This window comes from Gemmatimonadota bacterium (assembly GCA_021295815.1).
Taxonomy (GTDB): Bacteria; Gemmatimonadota; Gemmatimonadetes; order Longimicrobiales; family Gaopeijiaceae; genus JAGWBQ01.
The window spans coordinates 152,690-178,727 of sequence record JAGWBQ010000002.1 but is presented as its reverse complement, the minus strand read 5'-3'; the positions used below and the strand labels follow the sequence as shown (position 1 = coordinate 178,727).

Annotated in this window: 24 protein-coding genes; 5 read left to right on the top strand and 19 right to left on the bottom strand. The window is 66.7% G+C overall.

The window, feature by feature from the left end:
• Window positions 1–60: 60 nt before the first annotated feature.
• The 19 genes from tpiA to J4G12_01310 all read right to left on the bottom strand — a co-directional run bounded on the left by tpiA (window position 61) and on the right by J4G12_01310 (window position 19,565).
• Window positions 61–861, bottom strand: a complete 801-nt coding sequence (gene tpiA, locus J4G12_01400; GenBank protein ID MCE2454461.1) for a triose-phosphate isomerase — start codon at window positions 859–861, stop codon at window positions 61–63.
• A complete protein-coding gene (locus J4G12_01395) occupies window positions 858–2,024 on the bottom strand; it encodes a phosphoglycerate kinase (protein ID MCE2454460.1) in 1,167 nt (388 codons plus the stop codon). The genes tpiA and J4G12_01395 overlap by 4 nt, the downstream gene beginning before the upstream one ends.
• A gap of 120 nt (window positions 2,025–2,144) precedes the next feature.
• On the bottom strand, window positions 2,145–3,767 hold the full coding sequence (locus J4G12_01390; GenBank protein MCE2454459.1) for a hypothetical protein: 1,623 nt from the start codon (window positions 3,765–3,767) through the stop codon (window positions 2,145–2,147).
• The gene (locus J4G12_01385; GenBank protein MCE2454458.1) at window positions 3,764–4,414 is read right to left on the bottom strand and encodes a sigma-70 family RNA polymerase sigma factor; all 651 of its coding nucleotides are present in this window, start codon (window positions 4,412–4,414) and stop codon (window positions 3,764–3,766) included. The genes J4G12_01390 and J4G12_01385 overlap by 4 nt, the downstream gene beginning before the upstream one ends.
• A 121-nt stretch (window positions 4,415–4,535) precedes the next feature.
• Window positions 4,536–5,546 carry a type I glyceraldehyde-3-phosphate dehydrogenase gene (gene gap / locus J4G12_01380; protein ID MCE2454457.1) on the bottom strand — a complete coding sequence of 337 codons (1,011 nt, stop codon included), beginning with the start codon at window positions 5,544–5,546 and terminating at the stop codon, window positions 4,536–4,538.
• Window positions 5,547–5,595: 49 nt separating this feature from the next.
• Complete coding sequence (locus J4G12_01375) at window positions 5,596–6,429, bottom strand: ComF family protein (protein MCE2454456.1); 834 nt, start codon at window positions 6,427–6,429, stop codon at window positions 5,596–5,598.
• Window positions 6,420–7,256, bottom strand: coding sequence for a shikimate dehydrogenase (gene aroE / locus J4G12_01370; GenBank protein MCE2454455.1), 837 nt, complete (start codon window positions 7,254–7,256; stop codon window positions 6,420–6,422). The genes J4G12_01375 and aroE overlap by 10 nt, the downstream gene beginning before the upstream one ends.
• Window positions 7,257–7,275: 19 nt before the next feature.
• A complete protein-coding gene (locus J4G12_01365) occupies window positions 7,276–7,761 on the bottom strand; it encodes a low molecular weight protein arginine phosphatase (GenBank protein MCE2454454.1) in 486 nt (161 codons plus the stop codon).
• A 1-nt stretch (window position 7,762) separates the two neighbouring features.
• Entirely contained in the window at window positions 7,763–8,395 is a 633-nt protein-coding gene (locus J4G12_01360; protein MCE2454453.1) for a threonylcarbamoyl-AMP synthase, read from the bottom strand.
• 68 nt (window positions 8,396–8,463) lie between these two features.
• Window positions 8,464–9,180 (bottom strand): 2-C-methyl-D-erythritol 4-phosphate cytidylyltransferase, encoded by a 717-nt coding sequence (gene ispD, locus J4G12_01355; protein ID MCE2454452.1) that lies wholly within the window; start codon window positions 9,178–9,180, stop codon window positions 8,464–8,466.
• Window positions 9,155–10,558, bottom strand: a complete 1,404-nt coding sequence (gene dnaB, locus J4G12_01350; protein ID MCE2454451.1) for a replicative DNA helicase — start codon at window positions 10,556–10,558, stop codon at window positions 9,155–9,157. The genes ispD and dnaB overlap by 26 nt, the downstream gene beginning before the upstream one ends.
• 1 nt (window position 10,559) lies before the next feature.
• A complete protein-coding gene (locus J4G12_01345; protein MCE2454450.1) occupies window positions 10,560–11,222 on the bottom strand; it encodes a uracil-DNA glycosylase in 663 nt (220 codons plus the stop codon).
• A 176-nt stretch (window positions 11,223–11,398) separates the two neighbouring features.
• Window positions 11,399–12,637, bottom strand: coding sequence for a bifunctional phosphopantothenoylcysteine decarboxylase/phosphopantothenate--cysteine ligase CoaBC (gene coaBC / locus J4G12_01340; protein MCE2454449.1), 1,239 nt, complete (start codon window positions 12,635–12,637; stop codon window positions 11,399–11,401).
• Window positions 12,638–12,653: 16 nt separating this feature from the next.
• Window positions 12,654–12,875 carry a hypothetical protein gene (locus J4G12_01335; protein MCE2454448.1) on the bottom strand — a complete coding sequence of 74 codons (222 nt, stop codon included), beginning with the start codon at window positions 12,873–12,875 and terminating at the stop codon, window positions 12,654–12,656.
• Between the two features lie 124 nt (window positions 12,876–12,999).
• On the bottom strand, window positions 13,000–13,635 hold the full coding sequence (gene gmk / locus J4G12_01330; GenBank protein ID MCE2454447.1) for a guanylate kinase: 636 nt from the start codon (window positions 13,633–13,635) through the stop codon (window positions 13,000–13,002).
• Complete coding sequence (locus J4G12_01325; protein MCE2454446.1) at window positions 13,635–15,563, bottom strand: Plug domain-containing protein; 1,929 nt, start codon at window positions 15,561–15,563, stop codon at window positions 13,635–13,637. Before J4G12_01325 ends, gmk begins: the two co-directional genes overlap by 1 nt.
• Entirely contained in the window at window positions 15,560–17,098 is a 1,539-nt protein-coding gene (locus tag J4G12_01320) for a leucyl aminopeptidase (GenBank protein MCE2454445.1), read from the bottom strand. Before J4G12_01320 ends, J4G12_01325 begins: the two co-directional genes overlap by 4 nt.
• Entirely contained in the window at window positions 17,095–18,330 is a 1,236-nt protein-coding gene (icd, locus tag J4G12_01315; protein MCE2454444.1) for an isocitrate dehydrogenase (NADP(+)), read from the bottom strand. Before icd ends, J4G12_01320 begins: the two co-directional genes overlap by 4 nt.
• 134 nt (window positions 18,331–18,464) lie before the next feature.
• Complete coding sequence (locus J4G12_01310; GenBank protein MCE2454443.1) at window positions 18,465–19,565, bottom strand: carboxylate-amine ligase; 1,101 nt, start codon at window positions 19,563–19,565, stop codon at window positions 18,465–18,467.
• Window positions 19,566–19,949: 384 nt separating this feature from the next.
• Between J4G12_01310 and J4G12_01305 the strand changes: the two genes are divergently transcribed.
• From J4G12_01305 to J4G12_01285, 5 genes are all read left to right on the top strand, one after another.
• Window positions 19,950–21,338, top strand: coding sequence for a DNA polymerase Y family protein (locus tag J4G12_01305; protein MCE2454442.1), 1,389 nt, complete (start codon window positions 19,950–19,952; stop codon window positions 21,336–21,338).
• 85 nt (window positions 21,339–21,423) lie between these two features.
• On the top strand, window positions 21,424–21,636 hold the full coding sequence (locus J4G12_01300; protein ID MCE2454441.1) for a hypothetical protein: 213 nt from the start codon (window positions 21,424–21,426) through the stop codon (window positions 21,634–21,636).
• Between the two features lie 28 nt (window positions 21,637–21,664).
• On the top strand, window positions 21,665–23,188 hold the full coding sequence (locus tag J4G12_01295; GenBank protein ID MCE2454440.1) for an ATP-dependent DNA helicase RecQ: 1,524 nt from the start codon (window positions 21,665–21,667) through the stop codon (window positions 23,186–23,188).
• The gene (locus tag J4G12_01290; protein MCE2454439.1) at window positions 23,189–24,439 is read left to right on the top strand and encodes an acyl-CoA dehydrogenase family protein; all 1,251 of its coding nucleotides are present in this window, start codon (window positions 23,189–23,191) and stop codon (window positions 24,437–24,439) included. It abuts the gene before it with no gap.
• A complete protein-coding gene (locus J4G12_01285) occupies window positions 24,436–25,938 on the top strand; it encodes an Rne/Rng family ribonuclease (protein ID MCE2454438.1) in 1,503 nt (500 codons plus the stop codon). The genes J4G12_01290 and J4G12_01285 overlap by 4 nt, the downstream gene beginning before the upstream one ends.
• The last annotated feature ends 100 nt before the right edge of the window (window positions 25,939–26,038 follow it).

Here is a 26,038-nt window from a genome sequence, read left to right as displayed (position 1 = left end):
GGAAGGTCGTCTCCGGCCGTGCTCAGCCAGGTCTCGAACCGGCCCGAACCGAAATCCGCCTCATGGAGCCGCCCCGGCGATCGCGGCGAAGTGGTGGGGGTTCAGACTCGCGCCGCCCACCAGTACGCCGTCCACACCGGCGGCGCTCAACAGCTCGCGTGCGTTGTCCGGCTTTACGGAACCGCCGTAGAGGATGGGCGTGCGCGTCGCCGTCGCCGCGCCCAGCACGTCCGCCAGTTGTTCCCTGATCGCCGCATGTGCCAGCTCGGCATCCTCGGGGGTCGCGGTCTCGCCCGTTCCGATGGCCCAGACCGGTTCGTACGCTACCAGGAAGGTCCCGGCTCCGTTGGCGGGGCCGGGCGCGCCGCCTCCGAGGTCGGAGGAAGCGTCGGAACAACCTTCCGCCAGCGTGCCGAGCACCGCACCGAGCTGCCTGCCTACTACCGCTACCGCCATGCCGGATCGCTTTTCCTCGATGGTCTCGCCCAAGCAGATCACGGGGATCGCGCCGGCATGGAGAGCCGCGGCGGTCTTCCTGGCCACCTCTTCGTCGCTCTCGCCGAAGAAGGCGCGTCGCTCCGAGTGGCCGACGAGCACGTGACTGGCGCCCGCCCGAACCGCCATGGACGCCGAGAGCTCGCCCGTGTAGGCTCCCGAGCTCCGCCAGTGCACGTTCTGTGCGCCGAGGCGGATGCGGGGATTCGAGCGGGTTCTTCGGTGCGCCGCCCAGAGCGAGACCGTCGGCGGGAAGATGACGATCTCGTGGTCCGGATCCGTTTCGGCGATATCGAAGGCGTCGAAGAACGCCTCCGCGTCCCGCGGAGCGTGATGCATCTTCCAGTTTCCGGCGATCACGCTCATGCGCCGACTCCGACCCGGGCCGGCGGCTCGGCGGCGGCTTGCAGGACATCGTTCAGGCAGTCGACGCCGGGCAGATTTTCCCCGGCGAGAAGCGCCAGGGACGCACCACCGCCCGTCGACACATGGGTCAGCCGCTCGACCAGCCCCGCCATACGTGCCGCCGCAGCCGAATCTCCGCCACCCAGAATGCCGATTCCGTCCGTCTCGCACAAGCGCGCGATCTCTTCGAGCACCTGAGCGGTGCCGCGAGCGTACGCGGGCAGGTCGAGGACGCCGAAGGGGCCGTTCATCACGACGGTGCGAGAGTCCCGCACACGTTCCCGAAAACGGGCGACCGTCTCCGGCCCGATATCCACGATCATATCGCGAGGCCCCACCTCGTTGGCACGAACCACGCGGTGCGGCGCGCCGGCGACGAGTCTCTCGGTCACCACGCAGTCCGCCGGGAGCTCGATCCGGTCTCGGCCGCGTTTCAGGAACTCCGCCGCCAGGCCGATTCGCTCGGAATCGACCAGGGAAGCCCCCACCTCATGGCCGCAGGCGGCCAGGAAGGTATTGGCGATCGCCCCGCCGATCATGAGAGCGTCGACCTTCCCGAGCAGACGATCCACGAGAGTCAACTTGCCGGCGATCTTGGCGCCGCCCAGGAACGCGTTGAAGGGGCGGATCGGATCGTGGAGGGCGTGCGCCAGGAAGAGCAGCTCTCGGGTCATCAGCATTCCCGCGACCGCGATCCCGCCCCGGGCGCGCACCGCGTGGGCCAGGCCGGAGGTGGACGCGTGCGCCCTGTGCGCGGCTCCGAACGCGTCGTTGACCATTATCTCGCCCAGACCGGCCCAGCCGTCGGCCAATTCGTGATCGTTTCCGGTCTCTCCGGGGTGGAAGCGGGTGTTCTCGAGGAGCGCGATCTCGCCCGGCGCCAGGTCGGAGGTCCGCGCGAGGGCGACCGCAGGTGTCGAATCCTCGACGAAGCGCACGGGGTGATCCAGCAGCGAAGCCAAGGTCTTCGCGACCGGGGCGAGGGAGTGTGCCGGATCCGGCCTGCCTCCGGGCCTGCCGAAGTGCGAAAGCACGCACACGCGAGCAGCGTTCCCGACGAGGTACCGGAACGTGGGGACGACCGCCCGAGCCCTGGCGTCGTCGGTGATCTCGCCGTCGACCATCGGCAGGTTGAGATCCGCGCGTACCACCGTTCGCGCGCCGAACAGCTTTCTCCGCGGGACATCGACGATCGACCGCTTCGCGGGCGGAGGTTCAGACTGCTGGAAGTTGTCCACGGGCGGTCAACCGTCGGTAATCACGCCGCGATGCGGGAAGGTGTCCGAAAGGTCGTCCAGATACGCCCGGCCCTCGAGCGTGAGGACGGGTGGAAGGCGGGGGTCGAGACGCACGAACGTGGCGTCGGTGCCGGTGCCGATGTCCCAGAATTCGGTGTCGTGCTCTCCGTCCCCCGAGACGACACGGATAAGGGACGGTCTGCCGTACCGGACCCAGACCTGGGCGGGATCGCACGTGAGATCACCGAAGCGCAGCAAGGCTTGGCCGGCCCGAGCCAGGTGTTCCACTTCGCGCTCGTTCACCGGGGTGGTCGGATCCGGGTCGAGGCCGGCCCAGAATTCCTCCTCCCAGACCTGCCTCTCGGAGCCGTTCAGCGAGCGATAGAGTACGAGTTCCCTGCCCGTGAGCAGAGAGGTCACGTCGCGTATCGCTCGGGCCTTGGCATAAGGTAGCAGATCGAGAGCGATCTGCAGGTGGAGGGCGGCTTCGGCGCTTCTTCCGAGTCTCTGCAAGGCGAGCCCCGAGAGGATATGGGCCTCCGGCGCACCTGCGGAGGCAGCTCGAAAACGCTCGGCGCCTCTGAGCAGCTCGTGCCAGCGTCCGTCGGTGAACGGCAGGAGGTAGTTCACGTTGGCGTCCGCGTGCCCGGGGTCGATCTCGGCCGCAACGGCGAAGAGCGAGTGGCTCAATCTGTCGGGGGTCGTCGTTCGCCCGAACGCTCCGATGCTGTCGGCCTCGAACGAATTCGCGATCAGGAAGCCGAACTCGTCGGGACAGAGGTAGTTCCACGCTACGAGCTGTCGCGTCGAAGCACGGAGGCTGGATCCGTCGGACGAGGTCACCTCCGGACAGCTGTCGGGATTGATCGCCGAAGTCGGTACGGAACCTCGCAGGACGTCCGCGGCTTGTCCCTCGAGCCAGAGCTCGCCCCTCTCCACGAGAAGCGAAGCCACGAGCTCCGGTGAGGCCATGGACGGATGTTCGGTCACCCGTGCGATGCCCTGCTCGAACAGTCCGGCGGCTTGATCGCGCATCCCCTGTCCGGCCCGGATCCTCGCCAGAGCAAGGAGTGGAGCCGCGTTGTCGGGAGAGCTGCCTGCGGCTCTTTGGAAGGCTCTCTCGGCGAAGGCGTTCCAGCGGGTAGGGCTCATGGTCCGAGGTTTCGATCCCTCGACCAGCAAGCGCAGATCGTCGAAGGCCGTATTCGGATAGACGACCTTGAGGGCGTCAACGAGCAGAGCGCGTCGGTCGGGTCCGGTGAAGTCGAGGTGGAGGAGGGCGGCGTAAGCTCCCGGAACGTCCGCGATCATCCCGCCCGCGACCTTCGGCACGTCGGTCGGCAAGCCTTGCCGAGGTCCGGGAATCAAAAAGAGGAATGCCAGAGCGGTAGCAGCTACGGTCAACGTCGCAAGGGCAGCTTCGCGCCTGAGTCGGTTCGCCGAGAAGCGTTCGAAGGCGAGCGTCAGCCGTCGCGCCGCACCGGGTTTCTCTTCCGAGTACTCGGACTCCCACTTTTCTTGGAGCTCCCGGCGAAGTTCGGCACCGAACGATGCCCGTTCCGTGTAGCGGATCGAGTCGAGCTCCAGGTCGAGAGCCTCGAGTTCGTCGGGGAGCTTCCAGTCGTTCATTCGGAACCGGCCATCCCGCAACAGGATGAGGAACCCCCGTTCGAATCGGATCTGCCATTGGCATCGAACTCCGGGTTTTCGCCGACCGTGAGCTTCAGGCGCTTGAGAGCGCGATGCATCCTCACCGCCACTGCGTTGGCCGACACTCCCAGCTGTTCCGCGATCTCGGTGTTGCGCAGACCCGATCCGTACCGGAGCGAAAGGATCTCCTGTTCGTTTTTCCTCAGCATGCGCACCGCGTTCAGCAGACGCCGGACCCTCTCCTCGCGCAGGACCCGCTCTTCCGGCGAGGGCAACGACGAAACCAGGTCGGGCATGCGGTCAAGTGAAACATGATTCGAACCGTGGCGCTGGAGATGCCGAAGATGGTCCGTCACCGAGTTGCGGGCGATGGTCATCAACCAGGTGCGCGGGGCCGCCTTGGACGGGTTGTAGGTCCTGAAGGCTCGGAGCGCCTTCATGAACACCTCCGACGTGACGTCCTCGGCCGATTCCCGGTTCGCCACTCGGAAACGCACATAGCGGAAGATGGTGCCTCGGTGCTCGCTGAACCACCGCTCGAAATCTTCGGGCAACGTCCGATCAGCAGCTCCCCCCAGCGGTGCAGGAGCAACCGCCGCCGTTCGACGTGTTTGTACTGAGCTCATCGATCCTGTTCCATCGGAAATGTACCCTACCCCTTCCGCTCCTCGTGGAATAATCTACCTAACATCCCGTGCAGGTTGCGCGTCAAGGTGAGGAGGGACGCGCACCGCCGAACCTCCCCAGCTACGCTCCCACCACGGCGGCGAGATCGACCAGGCGGTTGGCGTATCCCCATTCGTTGTCGTACCAGGCCAGCACCTTGACCATTCGGCGCTCGATGACGGCGGTGCTCATTGCGTCCACGACGGCGCTGTGAGGGTTGCCGACGAAGTCCACTGAAACCAGAGGTTCGTCCGAGACCTCCAGAATGCCGGCGAGCGGTCCGGCGGAGGCCTGGCGCATGGCGTCGTTCACGGACTCGGCCGACGCGTCGGACTCGACCTCGGCGACCAGATCGATGAGGGAGACGTCGGCGGTCGGTACCCTGACGGAGAGCCCGTCGATCCGCCCCTGCACCTCCGGAAGAACGACCCCGGTGGCCCGGGCCGCTCCGGTCGTCGTGGGGATCATGGACACGGCGGCGGCGCGTGCGCGACGGAGATCCTTGTGCGGGGCGTCGATGATGTTCTGGCCGTTGGTGTACGAGTGCACGGTGGTCACCAGACCTCGCTTGAAACCGAAGCGGTCCGCGATCACCTTCACCACCGGCGCCAGGCAGTTGGTGGTGCAGCTCGCGTTCGAGACCACGTGATGATCCCGCCTGGAGTAGGTGTCGTGGTTCACACCCAGCACGAACGTGGCGTCCACGCCGTTGCCCGGAGCGGAGATCACGACCTTGCGGGCGCCGGCCTCCAGGTGCAGAGCCGCGTCCTCCCGCGAACGGAAGCGTCCCGTCGACTCGAGCGCCACATCCACACCGAGCTCTCCCCAGGGAATCCGCTCGGGTCTCGGCTCGCTCAGCACTCGCACGAGGGCGCCGTCCACCAGGATCGCGCTCGCGGATTCGTCGACCTCGACCGAGCCGGGGTAGCGACCGTGCATCGAGTCGTAGCGCAGAAGGTGCGCGAGTGTGTCGATAGACGCCAAGTCGTTGACGGCCACTATCTTGACATCGTTTCTCTCACTCACGGCTACGGCTCGCAGAGCGTGTCTGCCGATCCTGCCGAAGCCGTTGATCGCTAATTTGACGGACAAAATTCAGGTCCTCGTGGGTTGTGGGACGCAAGCTGAGGGGACCCGCACGTCACCGACGAAAGCGGTGATCCAGTTCGGGGACGGCTCGAGCGAACGTGAGCAAGATAACCCTGCCCGCGCCGCACCGAACCAGCGCCGCGCTCGCCGCCGAAGCGGTGGCTCCGGTGGTCAGAACGTCGTCGACGAGGTGAACCTCGGTACCGGGATCCAGTGTCGCGTTACCCTTGGGGCGAAAGGCGTCGCGGACGTTGGCGAAACGCTCGGTCGGACGCAGGGCGGTCTGCGACACCTCGCTCCCGCGCCGTTCGAGAAGATCGACGATCGGAAGGCCCTTCTCCGCCGCGTAGCGACGCGCGATCTCCTTGGACTGGTTGTAGCCCCGGCGGCTCTCGCGGTCCGGTGTGGCGGGAACGTAGGCGACTACTCTTCGAACGAGGGAATCGAGGCCCGATCCCGACGGGATCCCCGCTTCGACCCCGCCCCCGATTTCGGAGGAGGCGGGCAGCTCGAGCTCGACCAAAGCTTCGGCCAGCGGCTCCGCGAGTTCAGGCCAATCGCCGTACTTCAGCCCCCGCACGAGCCGGGAGCTGACCGGACAGAGGACGTAGGAGTACCGCGCGGCAAACAGATCGGGATCCCAGAGAGCGCAGTTCCCGCACTCGCCGTTATCGGCTCTCGGACCGCCCCTCGCCGGATAGTGACAGCGCGGGCAGCGGGGCCACGGGGCGGGCCGCAGCCGTCCCCGGCACGAGGCGCACACGAGCGCGGCATCCTTTCCTCCGGGAATCCAGCCCTGGCAGGCGGCGCATCCCGCGGGCAGGAAGAAGTCGGCGGCGGTGCGCAGGTGGTCGGCCAGCAGCCCGTGGAGAACGGCTACTCGCACGCGGCGGCGACCGCCTCCCGCATGACCTCGATCGGCGCGGGCCGCTTCCACCAGCGTTCGAAGGCGACGGCCGCCTGCTGGACGAGCATCTCCTTGCCGTCGGCGGCCGGAATGCCCAGCTCGACCGCGCTTTGCACGAGCCGGGTCGAATCGGCCCGGTAGACCAGATCGAGAACGTATCCGATCTTGCGCAGGCGCTCGAAGTTCAAGACCCTTCCGTCGCTCTCCTTCATCCCCAACGAGGTCGCGTTCACGACCAGGTCGAAGGATTCGCCGTCTATGTCTTCCTGAACGTTGGCGACCCGAGCCCGAAATCCGCCGATGCGCCGCGCCACCCTTCTCGCTCGTTCCAGCGACCGGTTCCTGACCGTGACCTGGTCCACTCCATCTTTCACAAGCGCCAGAAGCACGGCGCGCGCCGCGCCCCCGGCGCCCAGAAGCAGGACGCGCATACCTTGCGCCGACCGGCCGCACAGGTGTTCGACCGCCCGCTGGAAACCGGCGACGTCGGTGTTGTCGCCGTGCACCCGGCCGTCATCCCCCCTCCAGAAGGTGTTGCAGGCGCCCGAGCGGCGGACGGCCGCGGTGGGTACCTCGACGATCCTCGCGGCCCGCTCCTTGTAAGGCAGGGTGACGTTGCCGCCCGCTCCGCCCCTCGAAATGCCGCGAATCAGACCGCCGAGATCGTCTTCACCGCATCGGATGGCCACATAGACGCCCTTCACGCCTGCGGCCGCGCAAGCCGCGTTCACAACTGGCGGGGAGAGGGAGTGGGCTACCGGGTCGCCCAGCAACGCCAGGACTTGGGGATGTTCGGGTTTCGGCATGTCTTTCCGGTGCGCAGGGTCAGCCTTCGAGGCGGTGGATGGCGTCCTCGACCAGTCCTTCGAGCACGGCGAAGGTGTGTTCGTAGACGTCGGAGCCTCCGCCGAAGGGGTCGGGAACCCCGACGTCCTCCGCGGACGGAGCCTCTTTGGCGGTGGAAAACGCGGAGAGGAGGAAACTGCGGTCGCCCGCACCCAGTCGGCGCAGCCGAGCAAGGTGGCCGGGAGACATAACCAGTATAACATCCGCCCAGTTCGCGATCTCCTCATCGACGAGGGTAGCGGTGTGTCGGGCGAGGTCGAGTCCCGCCCTCGCGGCGGCCCGCAGTGCGCCCCCGGTAACGGGATCTCCCTCATGGGCGGCGGTTCCCGCAGAGCGAAACTCGACTCGTCTGGAGAGATCGGATGCCTTCCTCACCGCTATCGCTTCCGCCATCGGGCTCCGGCAGGTGTTGCCGGCGCACACGAAGAGCACGTGCAGAGCGGTACTCCCATTCGGTGAGTCCATGTCAGAAAAGGTCGAGGATCAGCGGTTTCGGCACCGCGCCTTCCCGGAGAATCCTGGGGGCCGGCGTGGTGCAGGTCACCAGAGTGGAGGGAGCCGTATCGACCCTGGCTCCTCCGTCGATGACGCATCCGCCCACTACCCCGATGCGCCGCAGCGTCTCCACTGCCGAAGCTGCGGTGAGAGCCGGACTCTCGCCGGGAAGATTGGCGCTGGTCGAGGTGACCGGTTCCCCAAGCTCGTCCAGCAGACGCCTGACTGCGGGATCGGGTGAGAGTCGAACGGCCACGCCTCCTTCGACGCTGCGCACGCCCGGCGGAAAGCTCCGGTCGGGATCTCCGAGCACGATGGTGAGCGGCCCTGGCCAGAAGCGTTCGACGAGTCTTTCGGCCGCAGAATTCCAAGCGAGGCTATCCGCCTGGGCCTTCGAGCCCACCAGAACAATGAAAGGACGATTCGGCGGGCGGTTCTTCGCGGCTGCCAGGCTCGAGACCCCTCGGGGCGTCGCGAGCGAACCGAGTCCGTATACCGTTTCGGTTGGGTATGCGAGGATACCGTGGCGGTCGAGGCAGTCGAGGGCCGGAAGGAGCGAGGCGTCCGGGTCGCCGACGAGGTCGATGACCTCCGTCTGCCCCACGCGCGGTCCGCCGGGTGCGCGACCCCCCGCCGGGCGGGGATCGTCGAGGTGTTTGCAGGCCCGTCCCGTCATCGCCGTCGGGAAAGGACGGCCTCGGCGAGCTCGAGGTCGCTTCGATATGTGATCTTGGGGTTGGGGGAATCCTCGGCCACCATGACCACCGGAAATCCCATATGGGCGGCCAGTGACGCCTCGTCGGCGACCATCGCGCTCCCGGCGTCGCCGAACCCTGCCCGGTAGGCCCGGAGCAGGAAATCGGCCGGAAAGCACTGGGGCGTGTGCGCGTGCCAGAGATACTCGCGTTCGACCTCTTCCAGCACCCGCCCGGCCCCATCGACGCGCTTCATGGAATCCACCACCGGAATCCCGGCGACGGCGCCCACTCCCGTCAGCGCGAGGTCGAAGCACTTCGTGACCGTGTCTTCCGTCACCAGCGGCCGAGCGGCGTCGTGGACGGCGATCACGTCGAGACCGGTGGGAAGCGTCTCCAGGGCGGCCTTCACCGATTCCGCTCTCTCCTTCCCTCCCCCGACGAACTTCACCCGCGACAACCTGACAAGTCGCGCAGGCGGCTCGACGACCTCGGCGGGGGGAAGGGCGACGACGACCGCCGCAGTGCGAGATTCCGCGAGGAAGGGGGCGAGAGAATGTTCGAGGAGGGATCTCCCTCCCATTTCGAGCAAGGCCTTGCTCACGCCTCCCAATCTTCTTCCCGAGCCCGCACCGGCGATCACCACCCCCACCCTCGCTTCCGAGGGTTCAGTCCGCGCGTTCCGCTCGGTCATCCCGCCCCAACGTCTCGAACCGCGTGTATTCCTGCCTGAAGTAGAGCTCCACCGTGCCGGTCGGCCCGTTGCGCTGCTTCGCGACGATCACCTCCGCCTGACCCTTGACGTCGTCGCGTCGACTCGGGTCCTGTTCGTAGTACTCAGGGCGATAGAGAAAGCAGACTATGTCGGCGTCCTGTTCGATCGAGCCCGAGTCGCGCAGGTCGGAGAGGAGGGGCCGCTTGCTGGGGCGCTGTTCGGGCGCCCTGCTGAGCTGCGAAATCGCCATCACCGGCGCCTCGATCTCGCGAGCGAGGGCCTTCAGTCCTCGAGAGATTGCGCTCACTTCCTGCACGCGACTCTCCACCGGCCCCGAGCCGGACATCAGTTGCAGGTAGTCGACGACTACGAGGCCGAGCTTCCTGCCGTCGCTGCGAAGTTCCGATTGGAGCCTGCGCGACTTCGCCCTGATCTCCAGGACGGTGCCGCCCGCCTTGTCGTCGATCCAGAGCGGCGCCTGGGAGAGGCGGTGGGCGGCCCTGAGCAGGCGTTCCATTCCGCTTCCGTCGAGTCCGTGTTTCTTGCGAATGCGTTGGGCGTCGACGCCACCTTCCGCGCAGATCAGACGTTGAACGATCTGTTGCGCCGACATTTCCAGGGAGAAGAGGAGGACAGGGATCTCCTTGTGGACGCATACGTTCGCAGCCACGTTGAGCGCCCAGGCCGTCTTGCCCATCGAAGGCCGCCCCGCGACGATGCAGAGATCTCCGGGTCGCAGTCCCGTGGTCATGCGGTCGAGGTCGCTGAATCCGGTGGGGACGCCGGTGACCTCGGCGCCCTTCTCCTGGTGTTCCTCGACCTCTTCGTAGACCCTGAAGACGAGCTCCTTGATCTTCTTGAGAGAATCGCGCTCCTGGCTGTCGGCGACCTCGAATACCCGGGCCTCGGCGCGGTCGAGGATCTCGCGAACCGTCGAGCCGCCCTGTTCGTAGGCCTCCGCGACGACCTCGTTGGCAGCTTCGATGAGCCGGCGCAGGAGCGACTTGTCGCGGATGATGCGCGCGTGATACTCGACGTTGGCCGCGGTGGGCACGGTGTCGACCAGCGACGCGACGTACTCGAGCCCTCCGGCGCGCGAGAGGTCGTCGGTGCGCTTGAGCTCTTCGCTGACGGTGATGATGTCGACGATGTCGCCCCGTTCGAAAAGCGCCTCCACGGCTCCGAAGATGCGCCTGTTCGCCTCGCGATAGAACATCGAGCTCCTGACCGTCTGCGTAGCTCGGCTGAGCGCGTCGCCGTTGATGAGAACGGCTCCCAGAACGGCGCCCTCGGCTTCGAGGGAGTAGGGCGGATCCGGGGCCAGCGCCGCCGAAGCCGTTGCCGTGGCGATCTCCATCTCAGCTCCCTCCGAGTTCTCGGCGCAGAAGCTGAAGGTCCGTCCAGGTCGCCTGGATCCAGCGGGGATTGCGAAGCAGGGCCGCCGGATGGTACGTGACCACGAGCGGACGATCCATATACCTGTGCACCTTTCCTCGGAGTTTCGAGAGAGGGGAGCGTTCCCGCGCCGTCAGCAACCGTCCCGAGAACGCTCCCACGGCCAGGATGATCCTGGGTCGGACTATCTCGATCTGTCTCAGAAGAAAGGGCGAGCAGCTCTCGATTTCACGCGGGTGCGGATTGCGGTTCCCGGGCGGGCGACACTTGAGGACGTTCGCAATATACACGTTGTCCGTCCGCGAGAGCCCCACCGTGGCGAGGAGGAGGTCGAGCAATTTGCCGGCGGGACCGACGAAGGGCGTTCCGGTCGCGTCTTCCCGCGCTCCGGGCGCTTCACCCACCACCATGACCCGGGCGTTCCGGACGCCGTCGTTGAAGACGACCCGGGTGCGTCCACCCGCGAGTGTGCAGCGCTCGCAGACCAGCGCCACGTCGCGCAGGTCGTCGTGGCTGGAAGGAAGTTCACCTCCCGTCCGGTTGATCGCCTCCCTCTCGTCGTCCGGGAGGAGACCTGAGGACCGGGCGGACGGATTCGCGACGGCTGAGGCGGAACCGGCCCCCACCCCCGCGACGTTCGCCTTCCCGGCGGCCGAACCCGCTCCGACGGCGATGGTCTCCTCGGCCTTGATCTCTTCGGCGACGGTCATGAACTCCGAAGCGCTCATTCGCGAGAGGAAGGCTTCGCCAAGCCCGGCTTCACGCTGATGGGCCAGGTAGCTGGCAAGCAGCCGCGCCCGACTCACCGACGCTCCAGCGCGGTTTCGATCCGGTCGAGGATGGCGTCGGCCACCCGCGTCTTTTCCATGAGCGGGAGCTTCTCCGGCTCTCGACCGGGCCTGAGAACCGTCACCCGGTTGGTAGTCGCTCCGAATCCGGCATCGGGGTCGCCGGCGGGATTGGCGACGACCATGTCGAAGCGACCGCCGACGAGCTTGGCGCGGGCGTTTTCGAGCATGTTCTCGCTCTCCAGTGCGAATCCGACCGAAAAGCCTTCGTTTTCCATCGCCTGAACGGCAGCTAGCGCCACGTCCGGATTCGGGGCAAGCTCGAGGAAGACCTCTTCCGGCAGGTCGCGCCGCTTGAGCTTTCGCTCGGCGGTCTGCCGGGGCCGCAGGTCCGCCACCGCCGCAGCGAAGATGCATAGATCTCGGTCAGGTGCGATCTCGACCACGCGGTCTCGCATCTCTCGTGCGGTTTCGCATCTGCGCACGGCGATCCCGTCCGGAACGGAGAGCTCGCTCGGCCCCGTTACGAGGACCACGTCGGCCCCCCGCAGCCACGCGGACTCGGCCAGCGCGTAACCCATGCGCCCCGACGAACGGTTGCCGAGGTAACGCACGGTGTCGACAGGTTCCCGCGTCGGACCTGCGGTGACCAGCACCTTCCTGGAGGCGAGAGCGCCCAGGCGAGCCGAACCGAGGGCCCTGCCGACCAGCGCGGTTATCTCGTCGGGCTCCAACATCCGTCCCGCGCCCTCGACCTCACCTGCGGCCAGCCTGCCGACTCCTGGGCCGCAGATCTCCACTCCGGACGTCCCTCGAAGTTTCTCCAGATTGGCCGCCACCCGCGGATGCTCGAGCATGAGGGTGTTCATGGCCGGAAAGAGCAGGATCGGAGCGCGAACGGCGAGCAGGCTCGTGGTCAGGAGATCGTCGGCTCGGCCCGCAGCCATCCGCCCCAGGAAATCGGCGGTGGCGGGAGCGACGCACACCGCGTCCGCGTCACTCCCCAGGCGGAGGTGGCGCGCCGCGCCTTCGGCGGAGAAGAGCTCGGTGAGCGCCCGGCGTCCGGTTACAGCCTCGAACGAGAGCGGAGTGACGAAGCGCCGAGCGGCCGCCGACAGCACGACGTCGACCTCGGCGCCCAGCAGAGTCAGATCGCGAGCGACCTGCACGGACTTGTAGGCAGCCACTCCGCCGGTGACGCCGAGCAGGACGCGCCGCGCCAGCCACGGCCTTCGTCCTGCCTCGGAGTCCACCGGAACCGCAATAGCGTCAGTCCGTCTCACCCCTCCCCTTGCGCTTCACCAGCCTGAACTCGATTTCGTTCCGGGTAAGCGCCTTGAGAGCCCGCGTGGTGAGCTTCTCCTCGCGGTCGATCGGGAGTCGGTCCACGGGCATGGTGTTGAGTTCGCGCGCGTACTTCGCGGCCACCAGAACGCCGAGGTATTTGCTCTCGGCTCCTGCGGCCAACTCCTTAGGGGTGAAAACCTTCATTTGCTCCCGTTCCTTGCGTTGCTGTCGATGGGGGTGGGCGCCTCGCCGGAAGCGGGCTTCTCAAAGCTACACTCGGGGGACGGTTTGGTGCAGGTTCTCCGGCGCTCCCCGGTTGAGTCCCTCCCTACTCCGGGTCCCACTTCTTCATGGTCTCGATCTCGCGCCGCAGTGCGCTCACCCTGCGGGCGGCTTCCTCAGCTCCAATGCCCGTTCCCCGCCCCTCGGCCACGGACATGAGCTCGTCCACGCACTCCTCCAGCGCGTCATTGACCACGACCACGTCGAAGCGGCGCACCCGCTCGAGTTCGTCGAGGGCGGCTCTCAACCTCCTTTTTCTCTCGTCATCCTGCTCGCTCCCGCGGAGGGCGAGACGCTTCTGCACGCTTTCGAGCGACGGCGGCAGGATGAAGACGAGCAGCGGATCGACGGTGGTGGCCTTGAGCAGCAGCGCCCCCTGCACGTCGATGTCGAGCACCGTGCAGAGCCCCGGACGACTCGGGTCGAGCACGCCGGCGCGCGGGGTGCCGTAGAGATTGCCGTGCACCTCGACCCACTCCAGGAGCTCGCCGTTCTCGACCATGCGCAGGAACGAGGCTTTGTCGCGAAAGTGGTAGTCGACGCCGTCGCGTTCATCGGGCCGGGGTTTTCGCGTGGTCGCCGACACCGAAAACACGAATCGGTCGGACCTCGCCACCAGCGCCTTGGCCAAAGTGGTCTTCCCGCACCCGCTTGGAGCCGAGAGCACGAGAACGGACCTCATCAGTTGAACATCGTCCAGCGGATACCGAAGATCGTTCGCCACGCGGGGAGAACGCGGTCGGGGAAGTACTGAAGCTCGGGGTTTCCGGTCAGATTGTCCCAGCGCACGAAGATACGCACGGTAAGGATGCGCGCCTGGGTGCGAGCGTACCAGTACCGGAAGACAGGCGTCGAGACGAAGGCGCGGGCCCCGTTGGCGTCGGCGGACGCGAGGGTCGGCAAGGTCAGCTCCGAGTGGCCGCGCAGCCCCGCTCTCCACCACCATTCGAAGTTGCCGCTCTCGAGGTAGGTTCGGTGGAAGACCAGGGCTCCGCCGTAACTCGTGCGCGGAAGGTAGGGAGCGTGCGCGTCCCAGCTCATATAGTGACCCTCCATGGAGAGACCGTCGATCCAGGGGACGGGTATCCGGCCTCGGAATTCGAGCCCTTGGCGTTCGGCCAGCCCCGGGACCGCCTCGGCCTCGGTTTCAGGGGCCAGCGCGAGCGGGAAGATCGTGTCCGCCGAGGCGGAGATCGCCGCGCCCGAAGCCAGTGCGCCGCGCCATTGCAGGGCGGCGCCGATTCGGCGACCCGAGCGCGCCGCGACCCCGAAAAGGGACTCGGCGGCGGGCAGGGAGTCCTCTTCGGCAAGCGGGTCGCCCGGCGAGACGAGTTCGCTCACCACGCTTCTCCGCGTCCCGTAGTCGCCGTCCTCGATGGAGGCGAAGAGCGAAATGACGCCGGCGAGCGGCGCGGTCCATGCGCGAACGCTCCGCGCCTGGAGACCGTCATCCTCCCAGGTCGAGCGCTCGTAGCGCCCTTCCACGCCTCCCCATGAGTCGCGGGAGTAACCGACGGAGCCGTCGATCCGAAGCGCGGGCAGCCTAGATCCCGGGAAATACCGAGCCTCGCCCAGGGCCCATGCCCCCGATCCGGCGTACTCCGCTCGCCCGCCGAATTGTCTCCGATTCCCGCCTTCGTATCGGACGCCGGGTCCCACGCCCGAGGTGTCGCTCGCTTCGGGAAGCCCGTGGGACGAGGTGCCGAAGAACATCTCTCCGGTAAGGCCACCGCTCCTTCCCCGGGCGCGCACGACCCAGTCGGTTCTGCTCAGAGCCGAGGGAGACGGTTCCAGATCGGTCTCGGAGCGCATGCTTCGGTAATCGAGCGCAACGCCCAGACGGTCGCCGCGATGCCACTGATAGCGGAACCAGGTGCCCGCGAAGTTGCCGGGCTCATTTCCGCCCGAACCTTTGGTGTCGATCCGCTCGAGGGAGATTCCGAGACTTCCGCCGAGGGACCGTGGAGCCGCGAGCGCACCTCTGAAGAGATTGGTGTCGCTCTCTCCCGTTCCCACCTCGATGAGCGAGAAGGTGCGTCCGTCGTTGTGAGTGAGCGAGAAGAGCTCGACCGTCATCCCGCCGAGGTTGCGGGTGACGCGAATGCGTTCGATTCCCCCCAGACCGATGCGCGACAGGTCGGGAACGCCGCCGGCGAAGGGATAGAGTTCGAAGCCGTCCCTGAAAATCCGCATGCCTCCCCCACCGACCCCGTACGTGCTTGCGCCCACCGGGGCGCCGTAGTCTCCGCCCAGCAGCACGAGGATGCCCGGCACCTCGGAAAGGAGCTCTCCGAGCGAGACCGCCGCCGAAGCCATGATCTCGTCGTGGTCCCATTCGAAGCTCCATCCGGTCTGGTCGGCGCGGGCGCCACCGGTGAACTCGGGGAGGTCGAAGGCGATGAGCGAATCGACCGCCGTCGCGGTGTCGGGCGGCGCTTCCGCAGAGTCGAGCACTGCCAGCGCGGAATCGGAGACGACGGAGTCGGGCGGTGCGAGAGAGTCGGGAGGCGGCGGATCCTGTCCCAGCGCGGAAGCCGGCCGAACCGGAGTCGAGCCGAGGAGGGCGACTGCGTATAGTCCGCAGACGAAACGCGGCGGCCACCGTCTCATCGGGTTCTGGCGAGCGCCCATTCGACCAGGAGGCGCGTGGGAAGTCCGTGGGGTCCCTTGCTCTGGTAAGGCTTAAGGGCCTTTCCGTAGGCGGTGCCCGCTATGTCGATGTGAGTCCAGGGCGTGTCGTCCACGAATTCCCTGAGGAAGGCGGCGGCCGTTATCGTCCCGGCCGCACGTCCGCCCACGTTCGCCAGATCGGCGCACTCGCTCCTGAGCTGATCTCGGTAGGCGGGCCAGAGCGGAAGTCGCCAGCAGCGTTCTCCGGAGCGTTCGCCTGCGGCGACGACCTGGGCGGCGAGCTCGTCGTCGGTGCCCAGTACCGCCGATGCGTGACGCCCCAGGGCCACGACCGCCGCGCCGGTCAGAGTCGCGCAATCCACGATGGCCCGGGGGTTCCTGTCCGAGACCCAGTCGAGCGCGTCGGCAAGAACGAGGCGCCCTTCGGCGTCGGTGTTTACGACCTCGACGCTCTTGCCTGCCCGGGTGCCGATCACGTCACCGGGCTTCACGGCGGTTCCGGAAGGCAGGTTCTCACTCGACGGGACCACGCCGAGGACGTTCACGGGGAGATCGAGTTCGGCGATGGCCTTCATCGCCGCGATCACCGCCGCACCGCCCGACATGTCGTACTTCATCTCCTCCATTCGGAGCGGCGGCTTGAGCGAGATGCCGCCGGCGTCGAACGAGAGTCCCTTCCCTACCAGAGCCAGAGGCGCGTCGTCCGGCTCTCCTCCGAGGTGCTCCAGGACTATCAGCCGAGCCTCCTCCGCCGAGCCCTTGGAAACCGCCAGAATCGCCTCCATGCCTTCGGCGGCCATCCGTTTCTCGTCGAACACGACGCATCCGAGCCCGACCGCTGCCGCCATCTTCTCGGCTGAGCGGGCGAGGGCCGAGGGAGTCGCCAGGTTGCCCGGTCGTGCCTGCAAAGTGCGAGCGAAGTTGGCGGCTTCGCCCAGCACACCGCCGATACGAGCGGCTTTCTCGTCGCCTCCCGCCAGCTCGAGCGAGGCCACCGTCCCTCGATCTTCGCCGTCCTCCCTGTCGGATCTGAGCTCGCGGAAACTCCAGCTCGCGAGTACGGCTCCCTCGGCGGCCGCCTGGGATTCGGACCCGTGATCGTCTGCGGCGTCTTCAACCCAGCCGAGCGCGAACGCAGGCAGACCCAGGCGGTCGGCGCGCCGGAGAGCTCTGGCGGCCACCCCGCGCATACTGTCCATCCGCGCGCATGCGGAGTCCATTCCGGAGGACGCGCCGTTCTCCGGCTCACCGGTTCCGAGGAGCAGGACGCGTTCCGGGCCTGGGTCCCCGTCCTCACCGGTCCGGGAAGAATAGAGCAGCAGCTCGTCCTTGGCGCCGCCGCGGAAATCCCGCCCCATGACCGCGCCGATCCGTCCGCCGAAGCGGGAGTCGAGCTTGGCGAGGGCGCTTCCCGGGCCCGCCGACGCCCGCTTGCGGCCGACTCCCAGAGCGAGCAGGGGGACCGGACGGACGAGGTCGGCACCGACGCAGGTGATCTTCAGCTTTCTCGTCACGCACGCCGCATGTGTGAGACGATGGCCTCGGCGAAGCCCGAGCAGGACACCTTGGTGGCCCCTTCAAGTTGACGCTCGAGGTCGTAGGTGACCGTCCGGGCGCCGACCGCGCCTTCGATTCCGGTGTCGACGATCCGGGCCGCCTCGTCCCATTCCATGTGCTCCAGCATCATGACGGCGGAGAGGATGAGCGAGCCGGGGTTGACCTTGTCGAGCCCAGCGTATTTCGGAGCCGTTCCGTGCGTGGCCTCGAAGACGGCCGTCGCGTCTCCCACGTTCGCGCCCGGCGCCATCCCGAGGCCGCCTACTTGGGCCGCGCAGGCGTCGGAGAGATAGTCGCCGTTGAGATTCGGGGTCGTGAGCACATCGTATTCGTCGGGTCGCAGGAGGACCTGCTGGAACATGGCGTCCGCGATCCGATCCTTTACGATCAGGCGTCCCTCGGGGCGCGCGCCCTTCCAGATCTCGCTCTCGGGCAAGGTGCGTTCCCCGAAGTTCTCGGCGGCCTCCTCGTATCCCCAGTCGCGAAACGCGCCTTCGGTGAACTTCATGATGTTGCCCTTGTGCACCAGGGTGACCGACGAACGTCCGCGTTCGAGGGCGTACCGGATGGAGGCGGCGACGTGGCGCCTGGTTCCGAAGCGCGAGATGGGCTTGACGGCCACCCCCGACCCCTCCCTGATCGGGGTTCCCATCTCCGTGTCGAGAAAGGAGAGCACGCGACGGGCCTCCGGGGTTCCCGACTCCCACTCGATGCCGGCGTAGACGTCTTCGGTATTCTCTCGGAAAATGACCACATCGAGCTTCTCCGGCTCCCTCATGGGTGAAGGCGTTCCCGGGATCCAGCGAACCGGACGGATGCAGGAGTAGAGATCGAGCGCCTGCCGGATCCTCACGTTCAGCGAGCGGATGCCGCCTCCGACCGGGGTGGTGAGCGGTCCTTTGATGGCGACTCCGAACTCCGCGATCGAGTCGAGACTCGCCTGTGGAAGCCACTCCCCGGTCTTCCGGAAGGCCTTCTCGCCCGCGAGCACCTCCATCCAGGCTATCGAGCGCTCACCCCCGTAGGCCCTGGAGACGGCGGCGTCGGTGACGCGTCGGGTGGCGGCCCAGATGTCGGGCCCGATCCCGTCTCCTTCGATGAAGGGGACGATGGGTCGATCCGGAACGCGGAGGCCTTCGTTGAAAGTTACGGGCTCCCCGTTCTCGGGAGGTGTCGGTCGGTAAGTCAATGGCAGATTTTCTCGGGTGGCGGGCAAGCCGAGGTTCGGGGGGCGAAAGGCACCCGGAAAGATAGAAAGGAATATGCGTGAAGCGCCGCCGAAGAGCGGCCGCCGACAGTCCGTGAGAGGTTGTCCGCAGGCCTCTAAAGCCCTTCTACCGTTTCCGCCGCGAGATGATGCACTACCTCTCTCATGCTTCCGGTCTCGTCCAGGACACGGAGCTGTCGGTCGGCGCTCGTGCCCTCCTCGAGAATGCGGAAGGCGTATTCGACCTCCTTGCGGGTGCCGAGGTCGTCGAGCACATCGTCCAGGAACCACTCCACGAGCTCCCGGATGAGCTCCCGCGCCGTACGTTCGCGTTCCTGCCCCAGGTCGAGGAGATTGCCGCTGATGCCGTAGCGCGCCGCTCGCCACTTGTTCTCTTCGATAAGTGAGACAGGGTAGACGCGGAACGACATGTTGTCGCGACGCATGCGCCAGAGCTTGGCTACGATCGCCTGACAGATCGCCGCGATGCACACCGCCTCCTCCAGGCGCGTGCAGATGTCGCAGAAGCGGAATTCGATGGTGGGAAAGATGTGATGGGGACGCACGTCCCACCAGATCTTCGACGCGTCGGGGATTGAGTTCGCGTTGACCAGAACCTCGACGATCCTCTGGTACTGATTGAAGGAATCGAGCGTGGGCGGAATGCCGGTGCGCGGAAAGTTGCGCCACTGAACGCTGCGGTACGACTTGAGACCCGTCCTGCGCCCCATCCAGAAGGGGGAACTCGTGGAGAGCGCGAGCACGTGCGGGATGAAGTACCGTGAGACCTTCATCGCGTCCATGAGGAATTCCGGGTCGTCGATGCCGACATGCACGTGCATCCCGAAGATGAGATTCTGGCGCGCAAGATCCTGAAGATCCTGCTCGATGCCTATGTAGCGGTCGAGCGGCGTGATCTCCTGCTGCTGCCAGGACGAGAACGGATGAGTGCCGGCGGCGACCATCTCCAGGCCGTCCTCGGATACGATTTTCTGCACGGCGTTCCGCAGCCGCGTGAGTTCGGTGCGGACGTCGGCAGGCGTCTCGCAGACCTCGGTGCCCACCTCCAGCACCGAGCGGTGGAGCTCGGGCTTGATCTCGGGCGGAAGCGCATCCTCGTCGAGGAGGCGATGAATGAACGAGGTCAGCTCGCCGGTTTCGGGATGGACGACCTGGTACTCTTCTTCTACGCCCAGCGTAAGCGAAGGCTCTTTCATGGTGGCGGGTGGATGCGGGTAGGTGGATCGGGAGCGGACGGCGGAGGTCGGTTCCGGCAGTCCGTGGACAAAGCCTCCCACGGCAGCGCGGGCGCCGCATCCGCGCTGGACGCTTCGCCTGGTGTCGCTCTTCGGGCGAATAGCGGCGCTGCTCGTCCCTCCTCGCGCCGCAAGCGGCTGCTACGCCGCTCTCGGCGTTCGCGCGAATTTCGCCTGCGGGCTGCCAGGCAAGGAAGTTATCGAACGCCGGCGAACCGCGCCACGACCGGAGCGTCCGTCCATCTCGCCCTCTCGTCCCTCCTCGCCCATCTCGCCCTCCCCGCGCTTCGAGACGATAGGTGTATATTACGGTATTCGGAATAGATTCGGTTTTCACTTCTCGCCATGGGATCCACAGTCACGAGCCCGATTTCGCGGAGAGCCGAAGGCGCGGTCCGTCCGTCCGGTTTCGGCGGCTGTCGCGCCCTCTGCCTCTGGCTTCCGACTTTCGAGCTCAGACTCGAGCTCGTGCGCACGCCGGAGCTTGACGACACTTCGGTCGCCCTCCTCGCCCCGGGGTCGGAGCGGAGGAGGAGCGTCTGGCAGGTGTCGGGCAGGGCACGGGACTCCGGGGTGGAGCCGGGCCAGCTCGTTTCCCGGGCGGTCGCCCTCTGCCCGGGCCTTACCCTGCTCGAGCCGGATCCCGCTCACTACGAGGCGGCCGGCGAGGCCGTCTTCGAGGCCCTCACGGGCGTGACTCCGGTTGTCGAGCCTGCCGGTCTCGGGCGGGTTTTCTTGGGAATGGACGGCCTGGAGCGGCTCTTCGGATCTCCCGCCCGCCAGGTGAGTCGTGCGGTGAACGCCCTTCACGACGTGCTGCCCGCAAGGTTGGTGGCTTCCGTGCGAGCCGGGATGGCGGAGGGCAAGTTCGGCGCCTGGGTCGCGGCCGTGTCCGCCCGTCCCGGTGACCGCCTGATCGTCCCCTCGGGCAGGCTCGCGAGCTTTCTGGCACCGAGGTCGGTCAGGGCGCTTCCTCTGGACGAGCGCATGATCGCGCGCCTGGAGCGACTAGGGGTTGCCACTCTCGGGGCCCTGCGCAGATTTCCGGCAGCCGCGTTGACGTCGCAGTTCGGGTCCGATGGCGCGCAGGCGCTGGGGTGGGCTACCGGAAGGCGCATCGATCCCGTGCGCCCACTCCATCGGCCGCGCCCCATACGGGTCGTACTCGATTTCCCAGATCCGGCAGGCGTGGAGAGCACTCTGCACATGGCGATAGATCGCCTGATCGAGCTCGCCCTTGCGCGGCGGGAGCGGCGCGGACGGGGCGTTGTCGAGTTGCGTCTGCGCGCCCGTCTGGAAGGGGGCGGATCGTGGATGGCGAGAGCTACGTTGCGCGAGCCTGCGGCCAAGGTTTCCCGACTCGCGTCGCCGTTGCGGGACAAGCTGGAGCTCTCGCCGCCGCCGAGAGCCGTGGAATCGCTCGCGCTCGAGTTCACCGCCTTCGGCGCCTCCAGCCTGCAATCCGAGCTCTTCGCTCCCACGAAAGGAGGCAAGGGTGCCGCAGGCTACGCTCTGGACCGAGGAGAGACTCCCGAGGCTCTGCGGGACGCCGCTCGCGAGCTTCGTCTGCGTCTGGGCCATCCCCCGCTCTATCGAGTGGTCGAGGTGGAGCCCTGGTCGCGGTTGCCGGAACGGCGTTACGCCCTGATGAGCTTCGATTCGAGTTCGTTCGGCGAAGAGGATCCGAGCGCCGCCGCTCTCGATGCTCGCGCGAGTTTCTCAACGGGCTTCTAGGGAGGAAGGAGTCGCCATGTCTTCTCCTCGCACTCCCGAGCACGGGAATCGGCTACGTCCTCTCCACCGACCGCGCCCGCTCCACGTGCGCCTCGGCTCTGACGATCTGCCCGCCTTCGTGCGCTTTCCGGGCAGGCCCGCCCGTAAGGTCGCCGCAGTTCGGGAGAGCTGGCGCATCGACGACGAATGGTGGCGCGACCCCATCTCCAGGAGGTACTTCGAAGTCGTCCTGAACGAGGGCGGGCAGTTCGTCATCTACAGGGATCTGCTCACGGGAGAGTGGTTCGCGCAGCGTTAGCGCGGCCGCTTCGGACGCACTTCGCGCCGTGTCCCAATCCGACATTCCGATTTTCGGGATCGGTCGCGATCTTGCCGGCGTGACTGACGACCCGATCAAAATACTCCGGGAACGCTTCGGCTACCGCTCCTTTCGCCCCGGGCAGGAGGAGATCGTGCGGGCGGTGATCGCCGGACGGGACGCCCTCGGCATCCTCCCCACCGGGGGCGGAAAAAGCCTCTGCTACCAGGTGCCCGCGATCGCGTTGCGCGGACTCTCCATCGTCGTCACTCCCATCATCTCGCTCATGGAGGACCAGGTGAGACGCGCCCTCGAGCTGGGCATGCGCGCTCGCCACATGAGCTCGAACCAGCCCGCGAAGCTGCGCACAGAGACCTTGGAGCTCGCCGAGCAGGATGGGCTCGACCTCCTTTTCGTAGCTCCCGAGCGTCTCGGGAGCGAGGCCTTCTCCCAGCTTCTGAGCAGCGCGGACATACGCCTCATAGTCGTCGACGAGGCGCACTGCATCTCGGAGTGGGGGCACGACTTCAGACCTTCCTACCGGATGATCGGGCGCATCCGCAGCCGTACCCGCGCTCCCCTGCTCGCGCTCACCGCCACCGCCACCCCCGATGTCCAGCGGGACATCGCCTCCAACCTCGGGCTCGTGGATCCGCGCAAGGTGGTCAGATCCTTCGACCGCTCCAATCTGAGCTGGCAGATAAGGAAGCTCGGTCGCGGTGAGGACAGGATCGGGATCGTTCACTCCCTCCTCGGGTCTCGTGCGGGCAGTTGCATCGTCTACGGGGCCACCCGGAGGATCGTGGAGGAAGCGGACAAAGGGCTCAGGCGGCTCGGTCATCGGGTTGAGACCTACCACGCCGGAATGAGCGGAAGCGAGCGTTCCCGAACTCTCGAGGTCTTCCTCGGGGACGAGTGCCGGATCGTGTGCGCGACGAACGCCTTCGGCATGGGAATCGACAAACCCGACGTGCGAACCGTGGTCCATCTCAACCTGCCCACCACCCTCGAGGCCTACTATCAGGAAGCCGGACGGGCGGGACGGGACGGCGAGCCGGCCCTTTGCGTCGCGCTCTACTCCGCCCGGGATCGCGGGCTCCGAGAGAGTTTCGTGGAATCGACGCACCCCGATCTTCGTCGTCTCCGCCACGTGCATCGCGTTCTCCTGTCGGTGAGCGACGCCAACCGCGTCTCCAGCACGGAGCTCGGAGAAGTGGCCCGACTGGCGGGAGTGGCCACGCCCGGCGCGGTCGCGAACGCCCTTGCCGCTCTGGAACGCACCGGAGCCATCCATCCCCTCCAACCCCTTCCGGAGGCCGGAACCATAGGCCCGGCGGAGGTGTCGTATCCGCTTCAGGTGGGGGTGACGGCAAGGGCCGACTTCGCCTGGGCCGCTTCGCTTCGCAGAGCCGCGATCGAGAAACTGGCCGCTGTCGACGCATTCGCATGCGGCCGCCGGTGTCGGCGAGCGGCGCTCCTGCGTTACTTCGGCGAGTCCTCACCCCGACGTTGCGGGGCGTGCGATCGTTGCCGAGGACAACTTCAACTCTAAATGCGACGCTACCTGAACGACGGTCACCTAAGACTACGGGATCGAGTGCGCTCGTTCGCCGAGGCGCGCATAGCCCCCATTGCGCGGGAGCTCGACGAAAAATCCCGCTTTCCGTGGGAAACCGTGCGCGAGATGGCTGAGATGGGTCTCCTGGGCGTGACCGCGCCTCGCGAGCTCGGTGGTCTGGGGCTCGACTTCCTAAGCTACGTACTCGTGGTCGAGGAGCTGGCCCGAGTGGACGCCAGTCACTCGATCACCGTGGCTGCCCACACGGGGCTCTGTCTCTCTCCGATCATGAGCCTTGGTGACGATGATCAGAAGCGCCTGTTCGTTCCACCATTGGCGAAGGGAGAGGTGATCGGCGGTTTCGGGCTCTCGGAGCCCGGATCGGGATCGGACGTGGCGGCGATGACGACCCGGGCGCGGCGAGAGGGCGACTCCTACTCCATCTCCGGCGCGAAGATATTCATCACCCACGCAGGGGTGGGCCAGGTGATGGTGGTTACGGCGGTGACCGATCCCGAGGCAGGAGCCCGCAGTCTCAGCACTTTCGTGGTCTGCAAGCACATCTGCGACGACGAGAGGGCCGCGGCGTCCGCGAGCGGATGGACCCACCCGACCCTTCCCCGCACCGCAGGAGTGGTGCCGGGAGTCAAGGACGACAAAATGGGCTGGCGCGCCTCGGACACGCGTGAGCTCTTCTTCGACAACGTCCGCGTTCCGGCCGAGTTCAGACTCGGAGCGGAAGGAGCGGGACTTGGAAACGCCTTGCATACGCTGACTGCAGGTCGCATCGCCGTCGCCGCGCTCTCATTGGGACTCGCGCAGGGAGCCCTCGACGTGGCGGCGGCGTACGCTACCCGACGCGAACAATTCGGTCGCAAGATCATCGATTTCCAACAGGTCGGATTCAGGTTGGCCGATCTCGCCACCGAGATAGAGGCCGGCAGGCATCTGACCTATCACGCGGCCTGGCTCAAGGACCGGGGCCATCCCTTCGAGCGCGAGGCGTCGATGGCGAAGCTGTTCTGTTCCGAACTCGCGATGCGGGCGGCGCACGGTGCGATTCAGACCTTGGGAGCGGCGGGTTACACGAGCGACCATCCGGTCGAACGCATCATGCGTGACGCGAAGGTCTGCGAGATCGGCGAAGGCACGAGCGAGATCCAGCGGTTGATACTCTCGCGCCTTCTCACAAGAGAGACGACGGCGATTCTCGACGCCGAGGCCGCCAGCTTCGGAGCCGCGTGAAGCGGGAAATCCTCGTGAGCGCCACCGACCACGAGTCGTGGGTGGCGATCGTGGAGGACGGACGACTCGCCCAGGTGATGCTCGACCGTCCGGACCGAGACCGCATCGCCGGTCACGTCTTCAAGGGCCGGGTAGACGCCGTGGTTCCGGGTATTCAGGCGGCCTTCGTGGACATCGGGCTCGAAAAGGCGGCTTTCCTCCAGGCGCGCGATCTCGTCGAGAACGACGATTCCGACGCTGCCGAGGAGCGAGACGCGATCGAGGAAAGGCTCGGTCGCGGCGACTGGATCGTGGTTCAGGTCACCAAGGAATCGATCGGCGGAAAGGGACCCAAGGTCACTGCCGAGATTTCGCTGGCGGGCCGGTTCCTGGTCTACCTGCCCTTCTCCGGACGAGTGGGGGTGAGCCGCAAGATAGAGGGAAGGCGGCAGCGTCATTCCCTGAGACGTATGGCTGCCGCCGTGGTGGGGGACACGGGCGAAAACGGCGGCGTGATCGTGCGAACGGTCGGCGAAGAAGTCACCCCCCAGCGCATGGCTCAGGAATTTGCGGGGCTGAGGCGCACCTGGCGGCGCATCGAAGCCAAGATCGACGCGCTGGAAACGCCGGGGGTCGTTCACAAGGAGGCCCGGCTCATCGGCGGAGTCATCCGAGATCTCTTCACCGACAGCTTCGAGGCGGTTCGGGTCGAACCGGAAACCGTTTACGCCCAGGTCCGAGACTATGTGGCCGAGGTGGCGCCGGATCTCGTGGACCGCATACACCTGCACGACGGCGCATCCGGAAGTCTGCTGGAGGAGGCCGGCGTCCTCGACCAGCTCCATCGCGCCTTCGAGCCCAGGGTGGAACTCAAGTCGGGTGGGCACCTGGTCGTCGAGTCCACCGAGGCCCTGGTCGCGATAGATGTCAACACCGGTCGCTATACCGGATCGGGCACCGATGCGGCGAAGACGATCCTGCGCACCAATCTCGAGGCGGCGCGCGAGATCGCCCACCAGCTCAGGCTCCGCGACGTGGGCGGACTGGTAGTCATCGATTTCATCGACATGGAGGAAGCCGAACATCGGCAGAAGGTCCTGCACGAACTGCGCACCCATCTGGGCAGGGACCGCGCGCGCACCCGAACCAACGAGATCTCGCAGTTCGGCCTGTTGGAGATGACTCGTCAGCGCGTCAGACCTCCGCTGCTCGAGCGGGTGACCATCGGCTGTCGTTCCTGCGGGGGTTCGGGGCGCGTCTATTCGCCGGCGACGGTAGCGCGACGGGTCGAGCGCGGCATCCGGCGCGCGGCGGCGGACGGGAACGCGAAACGCATCGTCATCGGACTGCATCCGGAGGTGGCGCTGCACCTTCTAGAGGAGGAGTCCGGCCTGATGCCGCTGCTCCGACGCGGAACGGGGCTGGAGCTCGAACTACGGGACGATCCCGTGCTGCGAGAAGATGAAGTACGCATACTCGCGGGTCCTGCCGAGGCCGACGTCACCGGCAAGTATTTGTAAGTCTTCTGAATCTGCTCCATGGTCGTGACTCCCTCAAGTTGATGCGGAACCTGCCAACGACTTTGAGACACTTTCCGATTCAGTTTAGCGAGCCCTCCTT

Excerpts from the sequence above, each read along its gene's own strand:
- tpiA (MCE2454461.1), bottom strand. The coding sequence starts at position 861 with ATGAGCGTGATCGCCGGAAACTGGAAGATGCATCACGCTCCGCGGGAC.
- J4G12_01395 (MCE2454460.1), bottom strand. The coding sequence starts at position 2,024 with ATGGTCGACGGCGAGATCACCGACGACGCCAGGGCTCGGGCGGTCGTC.
- J4G12_01390 (MCE2454459.1), bottom strand. The coding sequence starts at position 3,767 with ATGAACGACTGGAAGCTCCCCGACGAACTCGAGGCTCTCGACCTGGAG.
- J4G12_01385 (MCE2454458.1), bottom strand. The coding sequence starts at position 4,414 with ATGAGCTCAGTACAAACACGTCGAACGGCGGCGGTTGCTCCTGCACCG.
- aroE (MCE2454455.1), bottom strand. The coding sequence starts at position 7,256 with ATGCCGAAACCCGAACATCCCCAAGTCCTGGCGTTGCTGGGCGACCCG.
- J4G12_01365 (MCE2454454.1), bottom strand. The coding sequence starts at position 7,761 with ATGGACTCACCGAATGGGAGTACCGCTCTGCACGTGCTCTTCGTGTGC.
- ispD (MCE2454452.1), bottom strand. The coding sequence starts at position 9,180 with ATGACCGAGCGGAACGCGCGGACTGAACCCTCGGAAGCGAGGGTGGGG.
- dnaB (MCE2454451.1), bottom strand. The coding sequence starts at position 10,558 with ATGGAGATCGCCACGGCAACGGCTTCGGCGGCGCTGGCCCCGGATCCG.
- J4G12_01335 (MCE2454448.1), bottom strand. The coding sequence starts at position 12,875 with ATGAAGGTTTTCACCCCTAAGGAGTTGGCCGCAGGAGCCGAGAGCAAA.
- gmk (MCE2454447.1), bottom strand. The coding sequence starts at position 13,635 with ATGAGGTCCGTTCTCGTGCTCTCGGCTCCAAGCGGGTGCGGGAAGACC.
- J4G12_01325 (MCE2454446.1), bottom strand. The coding sequence starts at position 15,563 with ATGAGACGGTGGCCGCCGCGTTTCGTCTGCGGACTATACGCAGTCGCC.
- J4G12_01310 (MCE2454443.1), bottom strand. The coding sequence starts at position 19,565 with ATGAAAGAGCCTTCGCTTACGCTGGGCGTAGAAGAAGAGTACCAGGTC.
- J4G12_01305 (MCE2454442.1), top strand. The coding sequence starts at position 19,950 with ATGGGATCCACAGTCACGAGCCCGATTTCGCGGAGAGCCGAAGGCGCG.
- J4G12_01290 (MCE2454439.1), top strand. The coding sequence starts at position 23,189 with ATGCGACGCTACCTGAACGACGGTCACCTAAGACTACGGGATCGAGTG.